The sequence below is a fragment of the Microbispora sp. CL1-1 genome (genome assembly GCF_012034195.1).
Lineage (GTDB): Bacteria > Actinomycetota > Actinomycetes > Streptosporangiales > Streptosporangiaceae > Microbispora.
In genome coordinates this window covers 1-14,516 of the sequence record NZ_JAATEK010000049.1, presented here as the reverse complement: position 1 = coordinate 14,516, position 14,516 = coordinate 1, and the positions used below count along the sequence as shown (strand labels likewise).

Below are 14,516 nucleotides of genomic sequence, written 5' to 3'. Positions count from 1 at the left end.
GCGAGGCTTGCGGAGTGAGATTGCCGACTGAATCTGTCGCCGGTCGATACGAGCTGATTAAGAAAATCAGCACCGGGGGAATGGGAACAGTCTGGCGAGCCTATGACTCCGTCCTCGATCGCGAGGTCGCCGTGAAGGTGATCCGTACGGACGTCATCACGTCTACACGCGATGCTAAGGAGCTTGCGGATCGCTTTCGCCGAGAGGCCCGCATCACCGCCCGAATCCGTCACCAGGGCGTCCCGCAGGTATACGACGCGGTGCTCACGGAGCCCTATGACCAGCTCTATCTGGTCATGGAGTACATCCACGGCACCAGTCTCCGCACCTACATTCGCCCCGGCACTCTCCTGCCGGTGCCCTGGGCAGCCGCGATAGCCGCACAGATTGCTACCGTCCTGTCCCACGCCCATGCCGTCCCGGTCGTTCATCGCGACCTCAAACCGGACAACGTCCTGGTTACCGCAGACGGCACGGTCAAAGTGCTCGACTTCGGTATCGCCGCGATCCTACGGCCCGATGCTCCCCGACTGACCAGGCTCGGCATCCCGATGGGGACCAGCCGCTACATGTCTCCTGAGCAGACCAGAGCGAGCCAAGTCACTCCGCAAAGCGATCTCTACGCGCTCGGATGCCTGCTCCATGAGCTGCTCTCCGGCCAGCCTGTGTTCCCTGGCCCGACCGAGGAACTCTTCTGGGAACAGCACCGGCAGGCCCAGCCGAGGCCGCTTCGCGCGCTGCGACCCGATATACCGGAGGATTTAGAGAAACTCGTCCTTGAACTGCTGGCTAAGAGACCGGAGCAGCGCCCAGCCGACGCCTACGCGGTCTACAACAGCTTGCTGCCATTCCTACCGCCCCCAGGCTCGGCAGCACCGGAGGCGGATCATAGTTTGGGCAGCTGCCCAGACCCGACCCGTATGTATCGGCGACCGAACGCGCCACGCTCTCCCGACGTTCCCGCTGACAGCCCCAGCTCCACGCTCGCCCCCAGCCTGGGTGCCGTGATCGACACGAGGATGCAGGCCAGCATCACGGAGGTCAACCGCCAGGTCGAGGCTCTCCTCCGAGAGGAGCGCTTCATTCAGGCGGCGGATGCCCTTGAGTCACTCATCAGATCGATATCACTGACGCTCGGCGTTCGACACCAACGCGTACTAGGTCTGCGGGCGAGACGGGCGGCGATCCTCTTCGTAGGTGGCGACTATCGACGGTCTCTGCCGGAGTTCGATGATCTTGCAAGCGTTTACGAAAGAAGTGAAGGGCCGACGGGGAAAAACGTGATCATCTGCCGTCACCAAGCAGCCGCCTGCCGCGCGGAGCTCGGCGACGTCACGCTCGCGCTCGGCCAGTATCACGAGGTGCTGGACCTGGTCCGGGCTAAGGAAAGCGACACATCCGAGACAGCAAGGGAGATCCGCCGCAGCATCGGCGCTCTGCTGGCCGTCAAGGGGGATGACCAGGAGGCGAGAGAAGTCCTCGCACCCCTGCTGGAGGACCTGCTCCTTCTCTTAGGCCCAGACAATCCCGAAACTCAAGAAGTTCAGGAGATGCTCCGCCGCCTGGACGAGGACTGACGAGCCACGAACTTCCTCCTGAGTGTCGGGATCAAAAGCCCGTCAAGCTCACTCACCAGGAGCACGGTTCTTCCTATCGCTGAGCTACTCGTTGCCAGCGCAGCTACGAGCTTGCTCATGAGCGCCTCCGGTAGCCGTCCGCGTCCCAGCCCGCTCATGTTGAGTATGTGGGTAAGAGCAACGGTGTCATCCTCTCCTAGCGACGTCGCGAACCCGGGGTGTCCGAGCAGTTCCCGGGCGGCATAGCCATCCTGGGACGCCACCACCCACGTAGTCAGTCCGTTGGCCAGCCCACGTACCTCTGGACATTCCATGCCGCCGACAGCGTCGATTATTGATAAGCCCAGCCGGGTACGGAACACGACCAGGCCGGGCGCAGCGTGGTCGAGCCTCCGATAGCGTTCCAGCAGCGTGGAGAGGACCTCGCTCTCCGAACCTTGAGGTCGGCAGAGCACGGCCAGGCATGCGGTTACGGCGTCCTCCCAAGGCTCGCCGGGCTGGGTGACCTCCAGCAGGTCCCTCGCTGCGACGAGTTCGCCCGCCAACGCGTGTGCGATGACGGCGACCTGGCGGCCGTCGAGCATGCGCTGGCCGATGCCGTTGTGGTGGCGCAGGTGATCGAGGGCGTCCTGCCATCGGGCTGCGGACGTCAGGGCCCGAGTGCCGTCGGCGAGATGGACGGTCCACAGCCATCGGAGGAGCTCCTGGTGATCGTCCGCGGTGGCGGTGAGCTCGGACACGGGCACAGTTAGCCCATCAATGACGGTGTCGGTGCTCGTCGCGACCGCTTCGTACAGGCTGTTGAGCATCTCGAACGCGCCGGTGCCGTCGCCGGCGCGGATGCGCAGACGGACGAGGTTGACGAGGGGTTCGAGAGCATAGCGGGCGGCGGTGCCGTCGAGGGGGCGCACACGCAGGTAGATGGCCGCGTGCTGGTGGCACCAGTCCCGGGCCAGTTCGGGGAGGCCGAGGTCGCTGGCCAGGAGGGCGGCCTGGTTGAAGACGGCCGAGGCCGTCGATCGATCGCTGCTGCGTTCGGCTGAGCAGGCTAGATCGCACAGGTGGCGTACGCGTGCTTCGAGTGGGGCGCAGGCCGGACGAGGCCGGGCGACGAGCGGAAACCGCGCGAAGGTCTCTGTGAGATTCATCCGTGCCAACCCCCGTCTTGAGAGAACCTGCTGAACACCGTGTGGATCGCGAGCGCGGCGATGGCTGACTGATCGCTGTTCGGAAGTCCCGCCCGGTTCGCATGGAAGATCACATGGTGGGCGAGGACAGCGCGGAGCCCGCGCAGCAGCCGGCCCTGAGCGGCGAGGTCGGCCAGGGCTTGGCCGGCATCCTCGAAGGCGGACACCCACGAGCGGTAGGCGGCCAGTGGAGCGCCCTCGGCATCACACATGGCCCGCACATCCACGGTCAGTAGGCGGCGCATGGCCCGGGACAGTTCGGCCTCGCGTTCCGGCGGCCAGACAGTCTCGCCGGGCCGGTGCTCGGCGACCTTGGCCCAGACGTCGCCCTGCTCGTACCAGTCGAGGCCGGCGGCGCGCATCAGCACGGCGGACAGCAGAATCGCCGTCTCCCGCCGTCCGAGCGCGGAGGAGGGGTAGGCGGCGCGAGCCAGTACGTGGCGGCTGTCGCGGTGGAACAGCTCGTGGGCGACCTGCATGGCCTCTGGGCCGCCGAAGGCATGCGTTTCCGGTTCGTAAACGAGGTGCCTGACGTCGTCGATGTGTCGCTTGCTCTTGAGGTCCTCAAGACGACGACGCAAGTGGGCATCCGCCTGAGCAGTGTTACGGCCAGGCAGGTAGCGCACGCGCCAACAGGGTGCCTTGCGGATGAAGAACCAGGCCGTGATGAATCCTTCGGTCTCCGCCTCGGTCATCAAGGGAGCGAGGTGTGCCACGGCCGTCTGCTCGGCTGTGGTCCAGTTCGGGAAGGTGACGTTGACCTGACGCCAGGGGCAGGGGTCCATCGGGGTCAGCTCCTGTGTTCAGGCCAGCAAGAGGAAGGCGTCCCAGTCCGACGCGACGGCGTCGAAGCCGATGGTGTGCAGGGCGAGTGCGGCCCCCGCGGCACCGTCCAGGAGTTCGGGGTCGGTCTGGGGACGGCTCAACTGTGCGGCGAGCTGGGTGGCCAGGCGGGGGAGTTCGGCAGCGATGTCTGGGGTGCCGGCGTCGGTGGCCATCCGCCAGGCGGCTTGGAGTAGTCCGGCCTTCCCGTGACAGAGCCCGATCTCGGGAAGCAGACCGAGCTGTGTGGGACTACGGAGCGCGGCGAGCATCGCGTCCTCCGCGGTCTGTTGTCGCTCGGTGTCTCCGAGCGCCATGCCGGCCAGCTGCTGAGCGCGGGCCGTACCGGCGATTCCGTAGCACCAGGAGGGCCGGGGCCGCAGCGACGGCCTAATGTGCTGCTCGCGGACCTGGTCCATGGTGATGAAGCCGGGCCACCACGGTCCCGCATCGTCCTGCTGTCGCCAGAGATCGGTCCACGCGCAGATCCGCTCGATCGCGTCGGTCATCCCCGCCACGGGCATGTTGCGCAGCACGGCCAGCGACAGCAGGGCCAGGACCGAGCCGATGCCGTGGGATAGGCCGAAGTTCCCGTGTCCTTGCGGGTATTCCGGGCTCGGCTCGCCGTTGGGCGCGACGTTCGTCCACCACGGCGGAAGCTCAGTCCCCGAGGGCAGCGGTTCGGTCAGACGCACCAGGTAGGACAGTACATCGTGGCTGATCGGGTGGTCCGGGTGGCATCGCAGGTGGTAGGTGCCCAGGCCGGTCAGCCCGCGGATCAGGTCGAACTCCTTCATCACGGGCTGGTCGCCTCGGTCGATGCGTGCGTGCGCCGCCGCCAGGCGCGTACGGGTGATCGTGATGACCGCCTCGTCCAGGGTGGTCAGTGCGTGGCGGTATCTGCCCGACGAGCCGGCGGCTGTGTGCGTGACGAAGGCGAGGGCCGGGGCGCCGAAGAACAAGCCTGCGTTGGCCGCCGCGGTCAGCTCTCCGGAGGCGGCCAGCGACAGCCAGGCGTGGGCGGTGCTCCAGTCGCCGACGCCGGAACGCGCGCGTTCGATGTGCAGCAGGGCGATGCCCGCCGCGCCGCCGGCCAGCGACTGCGGCCATGCCCGTCCTCCGATTGGAGGGGAAGTGGTCCACATGTTGCGTGGGTCGGACAGCGCGTCGGCTATGGCCTCGCCCACGGCCATAACGTCGGACAGGGTTCCGATCATGATCCTCTCCTTGATCGGGCTGTCCAGCTCAGAGCTGCGGCACGGGCCAGATGTAGGCAGACGCGTTCGTCCTTCAGGGAGGTTCCGGCCATGCGGACGTGGTGCAGATGCAGAAGCTCGGGCAGCAGAACGGCCGTTGGGCTCGTTCCGGTTTCCTCGAGTGCGCGCCGGTAGGCGGCCAGCGCTTGCCGTCGCCGGGACCAGCAGGAGACGAGCTGTACGCCTCCGGGCTGAGCATCCAGGTCCCGGTGATCGTAGGGGTTGGCCAGCGCGAGGGCCTGGTCGTAGAGCGCGCGGGGCGGGGCAGAGGGCTCAGCCGTGGCGTGTTCGATCAGCCAGCGCAGGGACTTGGCAGTGTCGCCGATCATGGCGGTGACGATGTCGAACATGCTCGCCGCTGTCAGAGCGCGTACGTCGGGGCCGCCTCTCTCGGCGCTGGCGGTGAGTTGCGCGAGGGCCGCGGCCGAGTCCGCGGCGAAGTACGTCTCGGCCTCGGCCAGTGCCGCTTGACCGCCGAAACGGGCCGTCTCGGGGAAGTCGGTGTCCCACTGCACCCGCGCGATCAGGCCGGCGCGACGAAGCGTACGAGTCCATTCGCCTACAAGCGCGAAGCGATCGGCGGGCACCGTCAGCCGCAGGCGCAGATGCTCTTCAGGGTCCTGGTAGCGCAGGAACCACCACTGGGCCCGGTCACCCAGCTCTTCGAGCAGGCGCGGCAGGTGGTGAATGAGGATTCTGCTTTGACGGTCCGGATGGCCGTACAGCTTGAGGTAGAGATGTCCCTCGCAGCCGGGCAGGTGCCCGTGGTTGCGAGTGACCACCTCTGCTCTGCCGAGCCATTCCGGCGTCCTCGCGGGCTTCCGGGCGGAGACCAGCGGCACGACGATCTCGTGCACGTGACCGCCGATCCATCCCGCCGCGTCGGTGCCGGGGGTTGCGCGTAGCACCGCGGTGCCAGTTCGCCCCAGTTGGGCGCGCAGCAGTGACCGGTGGGCGGGTTCGCACAGGTCCAGGCCAAGGCGTTGATCGCCATCGCCGAGGTAAACCCTCTGCGGCAGGCCGACCTCGTCCCGCCAGACGGCCAGAGCCGCCTCCCACTCCTGCCCTCCGTGCAGGTCGGCGGTTGTGAGTAGCCAGCGGGCGGGGGACAGGATCGTACGTCCGTAGCGCAGCGCTGGGAGGAACGGCAGGCCGGCGGCGGCTCCCCAGTCGAACGAGACGCACGGAACACTGAGCGCGTTCGTTACCTCGGTCAGGAACCGGACCAGCGGATGAGTGCGCTTGACCGGCTCAACCGCGTTGAGCACGAAAGGTTCCACCGGGCGACGCTGACAGCGAGAGACAAGGTAGAGGCGGTGTATGTCCGCGGTGAGGGCGAGGTCCTCCAGCGCTATGAGCCCTTCGCCGCCGTCGTGGTACTCGCCCATAGGGAGCAGGTGCGTTGCGACGCGAGGGGCGCGGGCCACGTTCTCTGTCTCTATGTGCAGAGCGGGAGAAGAGATCTGCGCTCTGAGCGCGCCGCGGACCGCAGTGGGGAGCTCCGCGTAGAGCGCGGACATCCGCGCGCCTGCCTCGTCGTCGAACAGGTGCAAGAACCGCCCGGTCGTGGTGCCGGTCGTTCGCGACACCCCGATGATCGCGAGCGTGAACGCCCCTTCGCTGAGAGAGCGAACGCTTGGGGCGTGGACGCGAATGGTCAGTTCGGTGGTGGGCTGATTCGGTGCCTCAGAACCCGCGACCTCCAGATCTGCCACCGTCGTCTCATCCAGCAGGATCTCGCGCTGGCCACGAAGCGCGGCCTTCTGCGCCAGCGCCAGCAGCTTCACGTCCCGCTCAGACAGCGCGGCCGAAGGCGGCGACGGTGCGCCGAGGTAGCCGGCCGGGTATCCGAGTCCGATATCCGGATCGACGGCGTCGAGGACGGGCACCAGGGCCCGCGGCCCGTAGCGCTCCAGGAAGCGGCCATGCCAGGCGACCCAGCCGGCGCCGAGGTCTGAGCGACGGGCGAGCCGTACGAGCACGCCGGCGGCCTTCGCCGCCTCGGCGGCCACCGACTCCGGAACCGCAAGGTCCAGGTCGACCCGCAGATCGACCGCGAGCGCGGACCCCGTTACGGGCGAAATGGCGGCCATGTCGGCTGCAAGGCGCGCGCGACGGCTGCGCGCTATCGCTGAGGTGGGAGCGTCGTCATGCTGGGCAAATTCCTGAGCGATCCGGCGTAGACGGCCGACGGTCTCGGCCACCCCAGCGAGCTCCACGCCTGCCGTCTCCTCGAGTTCAGACAGGAGATGGCCGAGGGGGTCGGCTGCGGTCATCGGGGGGCGCAAGCTTGTGACGAGCAGGCGTTGCGCCGCCAGGTCCGCCAGCAGGCGGTCTATGACAGCGGCAGGGACGCCCGGGAAGTCGGCCGCGAGCTTCTCTGCCAGCTCCCCCAGCCGGATCGGGCTCTGTGACAGGCTCATAGCCGTCCGGATCGGCGCGGTGGCGCGTACGCTCACGTGAGTCGGCTGGTCGCGAGTCGCCCCGGCGGGACGGTGCTCCAACACCAGCTGGCCGTCACGCTCGAACACGAGATTGTTGGCCATCACCTTCAGATGCGGTCGCAGCGCCGGTTCGGCTTCCAGACGCTCGATGACACTCGCCAGCCACGTGGCGTCGACCCTGGTTACAGCGCGGTGGCCGCTACCGATATGGGTCGTGGGCAGGGTGGCGATACGAGCCGGGGCGACACCGGCGAACAGGCCGAACGGCGTCGCGCGTCCTGAAGCACGAAGCAGGTAGCGCATGACCGAGAGCACCGCCCGGCGCATGGCAGGCTCAGAGACGTCCCGCCCTTCACAGATCTCGCACACTCGGTGCGTCAGAACGGGGCTGGCCTGCTCCAACGCGGCCAGGAAGCCGGGCATCCGCATGGTCTCTCGCAGCCACTGCCGCCAGGAGTCCGGTTCGGCCGCTTTCCCGCTCAACTCTGGCCAGGATCTGGGCGTTCTGTGCGCCGACCAGACGGCTGCTCGCACGACGACAGCGTCGAGATACTCGTACATGTGCCGCTCCCGGAGACGGAAAGCGCCCGGCCGGCGCGGCGACCGGGCGCCCGGGGTTTCAGAGGGTCGGGGCGTCAGCGCCTACGGGCAGGTGGTCGAGCAGGCGGACTGGCAGGTCGTTCCGCAGCCGTCGTCGGTCATCCGGATGAGCTTGTCCGCGGCCGGGCCGGACTCGACGATCGAGACGTCCAGGTCCCACTCCCCGAAGTCCTCCTCTCCGGCCTGCGTCGCCGGTGCGTTCTCGATCTGAATGGACATGAGAACCTCCTTGGTGGTAGTGCAGGATTCCCGGTTCTCCCTGTTGGAGCCGGGCGCTTCAGGGCCAGGAGACGACGACGGCTCCGTGCCGCTTGCTGATGAGCCCTCGGGAGGGGAGGCTCGTCGGGGCGGTCTTCGGGACGTACTGGATGCGCGCGGCGCCGCGACGGCGGTAGTCGCTCGCCCATCGCCGCAGCAGTTCCACGTACTCCGCCGTGACGGCCTCGGCTTCCGGGCCGTGAGCGAAGACCCCGCTCTCGAAACCGCCCGTCTCCTCGTTCGGCCGTTTCGTCCGGTAGGCGAAGCTGCCGCCGCTGATGAGGGCAGGAACGCCCCTCGTCACCGAGGGGGCGAAACGCCCCTGTGCAACGAGTTCCTCGCTGGCGTGCAGCATGGCGACCTGCGGCGCGTTGGTGAGGAGGAACAGCTCCAGCTCGTCGGGGAGGTCGAAGGCTGCCCCTGACCAGCGTTCCAGCCTGGGGGAGTCGAGTGCCTGCCCCAGCGCCTCGACGTCGAACCGCTGTGGCTCTTCGTCGACCTGCAGCACGACCCCTTCGGCGAGCGGCACGATGTGCTCGCTGAACGAACCCGACCCCTGCATCGGTACGAAGGCCGACAGGCAGTAGCTGCGGCTCACCAGGATGTCGTCGCTGCGGTCGAAGGCGATGGTGCGGGTCCGCCCTCTCACCCGCAGCGGGACGACGATCCTGCCGACTATGGAGAGTTGGTCCACCCATGCCGGGGGAATGTCCCAGGCCCCCGCGGTGACGATGATCCGGTCGTACGGCGCTTGCTCCGGCACACCGTTCTCGGCGTCGGCCAGCACCACCTCGACACGGTCGTAGCCGGCTGTCTTGAGGCAGGTGCGGGCGCGCTCGACGATGTCGGGGTCGATGTCGACCGAAACGACTTTTCCCTCGGCTCCGACGAGTTCCTGAATCAGAGCGGCGTTGTAACCACCCGAGCCGATCTCCAGAACCCGCATGCCGGGTTCGATCTCGGCCTGCTCCAACATGACCGCCTGGATGTGGGCGGCCGACAGAGAGCTCAGAGCCAGGCCGCTCGCGTCCCTCTTGATCACCAGGGCGCTGTTCGCGGCGTACGCCGCCTCCAGCGGCTCCCCCAGGGCGAACAGATGCCTGGGTACGGTGGCGAGGGCCGCGGCCACGGGCTCGGATATGACCGCGTCCATCTCGCGCAGCTCGCGCACCATGGCGGCCCGCAGCGAGGCTGCGTTATCGGCCGCGTCCATGGGCGGTGTAGTCATCAGCGCTTCCTTCACAGGTTGACGGGCGGCGGGCTCGCCGCCCCGGTGATCGTGGTCCCTTGGCACAGGCCATGTGGCCTTCTCGCCAAACCTTGAGGCCGTACGCGGCCGGTCTTGCGGGGGCGCCGGTACGACGTTCGCCGTCCTCGCGGGCGAGGGGCAGCAACGGTGTTCGGAAAAAGCTTCCTCGTTTGCGCTGGCCATGGGCCCGCAAGTCGGATAACGGTCACAGCCAGGCGCTACACGAGCGAAGACGGAACCTGGGCGGTCACCGCCAGTCGTTCCCGATCGAACACGCCGTCCCGGACACCGCTGATGAAGGCATCCCACTCGACGGCGGTGAAGACGAGGGCGGGGCCATCCTGGTCCTTGCTGTCCCTTACGGCGATGTTGCCGTCGGTGAGCAGCGCGACTTCCACACAGGCGCAGTTGTTGGCGCTGTGCGGGCTCTTGTTCCAGCCTGCGCCAGGCAAGTCGGTCGAGAGCATGTGTTTCCTCCTTGTCTGAAAGGTCTTCCACGGCCCGGCCCAGGCGTTGCATGCGGGTACGTTCTGGGCCGGGCCGGATGCTCGACGGTGCGGGAGACGGGGGCTGCCCCTGTGGGCGAGGGGCACTCGACCGCGCCGCCGAGGGCTATGGGGTGGCTATTTCGCTCGTCGGGGCTCGGCTGGATATCGACGCGATGTCGACGTTCACGCCGGCGAACTCCCAGCCAGTGTCGATGAGCTCCTGCACGCGCATGTCACACCACTGCATCGGGAGGTCGTCCATGAGGGCGGCTCCGTCATGGAGTACGTCGTCGCCCTGTGTCCAGTGTTCGCGTGCGCCGGTATCGGCGATACTCAGCCGGTACTCCTGCGGCTGGCCGTCGGCGCCCACCCGTCGGAACCGCAGCGTCGTGGTGGCACCCGGCCGAGGTGGCCAGATGCCCTTGAGGCACAGCACAAGCCAGAACAGCGACACGTTCACCCGATCCGTACCGCGTGAAGGCCCACGTGCCCGCGAAGTTCCCGGTAGCGCTGGGCGATCTTGCTGGCCGCCTGCGCGGTCTCGTGCAGGAGGAAGGCGGCCGTCTTGGGCTTGCCGTCCGCACCGAGCTCTCCAGTGCTCCAGGAGATCTTCCCCGCACGGAACCAGACGGACAAGTCGCCGAGGCGGAGGAGCGCGACCCCTCGGTACGTGTGGATCTGCCCGCCACGGATGTTGTGCGTGGCTGCGAGGTGGGTGTCCAACTGCCGAGCGGCGGACTCTTCACGCCCCGGTGGTCTCGAGGCAGTCAGGTATGCCATGTAGTTCTCCTGAACAGGTACGGGCGGACGAGGCGGGGCCTTCGGGGGAGTCGGCTCCTGGTGTGCCGCCGGTGTTTCGGCCGACCTCGGCGAGGACGTGTTCGATGCGATCGGCCGCGGCGGGGATGTCGTCGACAGCAGCGATGAGCGCCGGCCACGGGAACCAGTAGTGCCAGGCTCCGTCCGAATCGGGCTTGGCGAGAACCTGCTCCGTAAGCGCCGGAGCCGCGGGGTTTATCACCTGAAGCCGGGGAATGCGATTGAGAGAGGCGACGACTCGGGCGGAGAAGTTCCGGCTTCGCAACTCCTCAGCCAGTGCCTCCAAGGGCTCCGCCGCGGGGTGGGATGTTGACATAGACGATCTCCGATGGACGTGTCAGACGCCGGGACAGGCTCTGCTCCCATCAGGCCGAAGGGTGCGGATGGCGACGGGCCGGCTGAGCCCACCGCGTGAACGGCAGGGGTGGTGCCTCGTCGTTCTCGTTCAGCAGCGAACTGCTGTGCGTGTTGTCCATGACCGACAGCCAACCGCGTGGGAAGGGCGTCCGGGAGCGCTCAGCGACTCTGCATCTGTGCAAACCGATGTGCATTCGAGCTGCCCGCCACCAGGGCCTTACTGCAGGGACGGAGCCCCAACTACGCTGCGGCCTATGGAGCGTCAGCCCGACACTAGGGCTCGCCGACGTCATCGATATGGCTGGCGTCTCCCACCTCGGCCTGGCCAGTCGCCGCGGGCAGTGCGTGCGGTGAGCGGAACGAAGGAAAGCATTTGATGGGTGGTCGCCCTGTTGTTCGCTGATATCGCTGTCGAGGCCGCGCGTGAGGCTGCCCGGCGTGCCGGTATTGATGATCAAAAACCAGAGGTTGTCCGTATCGGCGATCGCGCCGTGTTGCGGCTGGCCGACGGACACATCATCGCCCGCGTCGCCAGGAGCCTCGATCGCCTGGATTCGTCTCGCCGTGAGGTTGAGGTCGCTCGGTGGCTGACGGCTGAGGGGCTCACGGTTACTCGGCCCCTGGAGGGTGAGCAACCGTACATCGCAGCCGGAACGGTGGTGTCTCTGTGGCACGCGGTGGAGGGCGACTGGACTGTCCCGGCTGACCTCGCCGCGGTGTTGCGACGCTTACACGCCCTTCGGCCTCCGCCCGACCTCGCGTTGCCCGAGTTGGAACCGTTCGAGCGACTGGATGAGCGAATAGAGTCCGCGCCTGCCCTCACGGCGGTCGACCGTCTGACCTTGCGGACGCTGACCCGTACTCTGCGCGAGGATCTCGCCGACGTGACGTACGTGCTACCGCGAGCGGTGATTCACGGCGACGCCAACATCGGCAATGTGCTGAAGACGTCTTCCGCCGAGGTGGTGCTGTTCGACCTGGAAGGGCTGTGCTGGGGACCGCCCGAATGGGACCTGGCGATCACGGCCGTTTACCGGGATCTGGGGTGGCACACCGACGCCGAGTACGAGCGGTTCTGCGAGGTGTACGGATTCGACGTGACGCGACTGCCTCGGTACCAGGTGCTGCGCGCTGTCCGAGAACTGCGGATGACATGCTGGCTGGCGCAGAAGGCCGGCGACAGCGAAGAAATCGCTGCTGAGGTACGCCGCAGGATCGCCGACCTGAAGGAGCCGGACAGGCCGCGGCACTGGCACCCTTACTGAGCTGCGCGGAGCCGACGACCTCGCAGCACAGGCCGGGCCTGCTCGGTGAAGTCGATGACCGCTGGATGATCACTGTGAGCACCCATGCGGTTATGCAGGTCACGAAGGTACGCAGTACAGCGGACCGACGCCGTTTCTTGAATCCGGGGCAGGACCCGTACGGCGATGTGGCATGCCTGCTCCACGTCACCCTGATCGACGAGACTGGTGGCGAGCACGATCCGCGAGAAGATCCGGCTCCGTGCATAGCCTCCGGCGGCTGGACTGGTTTCGGAGACGGACAGGCAGTGGGTGGCATGACGGTATGACTCCCTGGCGTCCCCCAGGTCCCGGAAGCAGTGCGCGAACTCGTCGGCCAGCTCGGACTCGTCGAAGTACGCGATCCACTCAGGCTCCTCGCCGGGCTTATGCTCGTTGAACGCCCTGGCGGCGGTATCGAGAGCCGTGAGGCACTCCCCGGCCCCGTCGGGGAGATTGGCGGCGGCGCGGGCTTCCATCGCGGCGAACTGCGCTCTGAGTAGTGCGGGAGCTCGGCCTTTCACATCGTGCTGTGCAGCGCGAGCAAGATGGAGGGCCTCTCGGTATTCGCCCAGGTAAGTGGCCTGATGGGACATCGCGGACAGAATGCTGGCACCGAGCATCCGGTCGTCGGCGTGATGGGCCAGAGATAGCGCCTGCAGGAAGTAGCGGCGGGCGAGGCCGTGCCAGCCGCTGTCGTAGGCCATCCACGCCACGGACAGGCAGAATTCGGCAACCGCGCTGAACAGTGACCGCCCGACGGCGGAAGTGTACGTGCCGTTCAGCAGCGGGACGATTTGGTCGAGCAGGTATTGAAGGGCGGCCGAGCGAGCGTGCGCGCCGCCGAAACGGTTGTCCAGATCGGCGAACATGGTCGTGGTGGAGCGGATCGCTTCGACGTCGCTCATCCCCACCCTGCGACCCGCCGATCCACTCGGTGGCTGGGCCGGAGTGGACAGTAGCCATCCGAAGGCCGCCTGGGTGAGGGCCCCTACATTTACCGTGCTTCGCAGGAATTCTCGCCGCTGTGCGTCAGCGGTAACCAACTGAGCCAGCGTGTCGACGAGGTCGGCGGGGACGTCAGAGAAGTTGAGCCCGATCTCCGGTGAGGTGGTGCTGCCCTCCAGCCCGATGTCCGCCAGGGTGACCCGGCGACCCAGCTTGCGGCTGAGTGCTTCAGCGATCAGAGCAGCGGTGACGCCTCGTGGCTTCTGGCCTTCGATCCATCGTGCGATCTGCGTATGGGAGGGCCGTACAGGCACGCGCCATTCCTTTGCGACCTGGCCGATACGGCTGGCCAGGCCGAGGTGGGAGACACCGGCCTGGTCGATGACGTCCGCGAGCCGGGTATTGGGCTGACGCTCCATATAGCGCAGCGTAGTTGTGCAAGGTCTTTGCGGTAAGGCCATGACGGTCAGCAGGGCGGAATGCACAGCGGTTTGCACAGATGCAGACCCAGTGAGCGCTCCCCTGCGGCGTCGCCGCGCAGTTGGCTGTCGCTCATGGACGGCATGGGCAGTAGCGCTCCTGGACAGGCACGGCAGGCGTGCTGGCCCTGCTGTTCACGCCACCGCCTCGGCCCCACGCCATCAGCGCCCAGGACCTGAGCGCCGAGAGTGACCTCGAACCCACTGTTTCTCGGGCACAGAGGCAGATGCATGATAGTTGACGGCATCGGCCGATAAGGGCATTTTCCCTGGTAGGGGTCGCTCGCTGCGGCTACCTCAATGTGTCCTACTGGTTAGTTCTCTCCTCTGGCCTCGATGAAATTCGCCATCTAGCCTGTAGCTCTCTGCAACGATCTAATTGCTTTGAGTAAAGGGCTCTGGTGGTGGCGACAGTCTGTCGATATTCGAAACGGCTCACGCTGGTCGTTCTCGCGCTATCGACTTCGGCTTGTGCGGCAGACGAGGGGGCACTGCCGCAGCCGTCTCCCACGGCTTCGGCGACCATCTCGCCGCAGCCGGGCGCTATGCCTAGCGAAAAGGCGGAGGAGGCGGTGCTTGCCGCATACAAGGGCATCTACTCCGCGGGTCGGCGTGCCGAACACGCCCCTGACGGGCAGCGCAAGCCGATCATCGCCCCGTTCGCGACCGAACCCCTGCTGAGCAGAATGCTCCGCGGCATCGTCGCCCTTCGGGCCGGCGGAAGATTCACGTGGGGGATGCCGGTGTTC

The 14,516-nt window shown here is 67.1% G+C and carries 13 protein-coding genes; 3 read left to right on the top strand and 10 right to left on the bottom strand.

Annotated features, from left to right (window positions below):
• Positions 1-20 precede the first annotated feature (20 nt).
• The gene (locus tag HCK04_RS35125; RefSeq protein ID WP_142651662.1) at positions 21-1,577 is read left to right on the top strand and encodes a serine/threonine-protein kinase; all 1,557 of its coding nucleotides are present in this window, start codon (positions 21-23) and stop codon (positions 1,575-1,577) included.
• Here HCK04_RS35125 and HCK04_RS35120 read toward each other — a convergent pair.
• The 9 genes from HCK04_RS35120 to HCK04_RS35080 all read right to left on the bottom strand — a co-directional run bounded on the left by HCK04_RS35120 (position 1,544) and on the right by HCK04_RS35080 (position 10,517).
• The gene (locus tag HCK04_RS35120; RefSeq protein WP_185949098.1) at positions 1,544-2,725 is read right to left on the bottom strand and encodes a hypothetical protein; all 1,182 of its coding nucleotides are present in this window, start codon (positions 2,723-2,725) and stop codon (positions 1,544-1,546) included. The genes HCK04_RS35125 and HCK04_RS35120 overlap by 34 nt on opposite strands.
• Positions 2,722-3,549 carry a thiopeptide-type bacteriocin biosynthesis protein gene (locus HCK04_RS35115; protein WP_142651661.1) on the bottom strand — a complete coding sequence of 276 codons (828 nt, stop codon included), beginning with the start codon at positions 3,547-3,549 and terminating at the stop codon, positions 2,722-2,724. Before HCK04_RS35115 ends, HCK04_RS35120 begins: the two co-directional genes overlap by 4 nt.
• A gap of 18 nt (positions 3,550-3,567) precedes the next feature.
• Entirely contained in the window at positions 3,568-4,803 is a 1,236-nt protein-coding gene (locus HCK04_RS35110) for a lanthionine synthetase C family protein (protein WP_142651660.1), read from the bottom strand.
• The gene (locus HCK04_RS35105; protein WP_142651659.1) at positions 4,800-7,847 is read right to left on the bottom strand and encodes a lantibiotic dehydratase; all 3,048 of its coding nucleotides are present in this window, start codon (positions 7,845-7,847) and stop codon (positions 4,800-4,802) included. The genes HCK04_RS35110 and HCK04_RS35105 overlap by 4 nt, the downstream gene beginning before the upstream one ends.
• An 81-nt stretch (positions 7,848-7,928) precedes the next feature.
• The gene (locus tag HCK04_RS35100) at positions 7,929-8,105 is read right to left on the bottom strand and encodes an FxLD family lanthipeptide (protein ID WP_142567707.1); all 177 of its coding nucleotides are present in this window, start codon (positions 8,103-8,105) and stop codon (positions 7,929-7,931) included.
• 58 nt (positions 8,106-8,163) lie between these two features.
• Positions 8,164-9,372: a methyltransferase, FxLD system gene (gene fxlM / locus HCK04_RS35095; RefSeq protein ID WP_142651658.1), complete on the bottom strand. Its 1,209-nt coding sequence runs from the start codon at positions 9,370-9,372 to the stop codon at positions 8,164-8,166.
• 239 nt (positions 9,373-9,611) lie between these two features.
• Positions 9,612-9,860, bottom strand: a complete 249-nt coding sequence (locus HCK04_RS35090; RefSeq protein WP_142651657.1) for a DUF397 domain-containing protein — start codon at positions 9,858-9,860, stop codon at positions 9,612-9,614.
• Positions 9,861-10,005: 145 nt separating this feature from the next.
• Positions 10,006-10,341: a hypothetical protein gene (locus HCK04_RS35085; protein ID WP_142651656.1), complete on the bottom strand. Its 336-nt coding sequence runs from the start codon at positions 10,339-10,341 to the stop codon at positions 10,006-10,008.
• Positions 10,338-10,517: a hypothetical protein gene (locus HCK04_RS35080; protein ID WP_142651655.1), complete on the bottom strand. Its 180-nt coding sequence runs from the start codon at positions 10,515-10,517 to the stop codon at positions 10,338-10,340. The genes HCK04_RS35085 and HCK04_RS35080 overlap by 4 nt, the downstream gene beginning before the upstream one ends.
• Positions 10,518-11,437: 920 nt before the next feature.
• Here HCK04_RS35080 and HCK04_RS35075 point away from each other — a divergent pair.
• A complete protein-coding gene (locus HCK04_RS35075) occupies positions 11,438-12,322 on the top strand; it encodes an aminoglycoside phosphotransferase family protein (protein WP_260617521.1) in 885 nt (294 codons plus the stop codon).
• Here the strand turns inward: HCK04_RS35075 and HCK04_RS35070 are convergent.
• Positions 12,316-13,707: a hypothetical protein gene (locus tag HCK04_RS35070; protein WP_142651654.1), complete on the bottom strand. Its 1,392-nt coding sequence runs from the start codon at positions 13,705-13,707 to the stop codon at positions 12,316-12,318. The genes HCK04_RS35075 and HCK04_RS35070 overlap by 7 nt on opposite strands.
• 605 nt (positions 13,708-14,312) lie before the next feature.
• Between HCK04_RS35070 and HCK04_RS41570 the strand changes: the two genes are divergently transcribed.
• Positions 14,313-14,516, top strand: a 204-nt coding sequence (locus HCK04_RS41570) for a hypothetical protein (RefSeq protein ID WP_205831109.1), incomplete at its 3' end; no start/stop codon positions are given.

Coding starts and splice junctions, on each gene's coding strand:
- HCK04_RS35070 (WP_142651654.1), bottom strand. CDS start 13,707: ATGGAGCGTCAGCCCAATACCCGGCTCGCGGACGTCATCGACCAGGCC.
- HCK04_RS35105 (WP_142651659.1), bottom strand. CDS start 7,847: ATGTACGAGTATCTCGACGCTGTCGTCGTGCGAGCAGCCGTCTGGTCG.
- HCK04_RS35120 (WP_185949098.1), bottom strand. CDS start 2,725: ATGAATCTCACAGAGACCTTCGCGCGGTTTCCGCTCGTCGCCCGGCCT.
- HCK04_RS35090 (WP_142651657.1), bottom strand. CDS start 9,860: ATGCTCTCGACCGACTTGCCTGGCGCAGGCTGGAACAAGAGCCCGCAC.
- HCK04_RS35110 (WP_142651660.1), bottom strand. CDS start 4,803: ATGATCGGAACCCTGTCCGACGTTATGGCCGTGGGCGAGGCCATAGCC.
- fxlM (WP_142651658.1), bottom strand. CDS start 9,372: ATGACTACACCGCCCATGGACGCGGCCGATAACGCAGCCTCGCTGCGG.
- HCK04_RS35115 (WP_142651661.1), bottom strand. CDS start 3,549: ATGGACCCCTGCCCCTGGCGTCAGGTCAACGTCACCTTCCCGAACTGG.
- HCK04_RS35100 (WP_142567707.1), bottom strand. CDS start 8,105: ATGTCCATTCAGATCGAGAACGCACCGGCGACGCAGGCCGGAGAGGAG.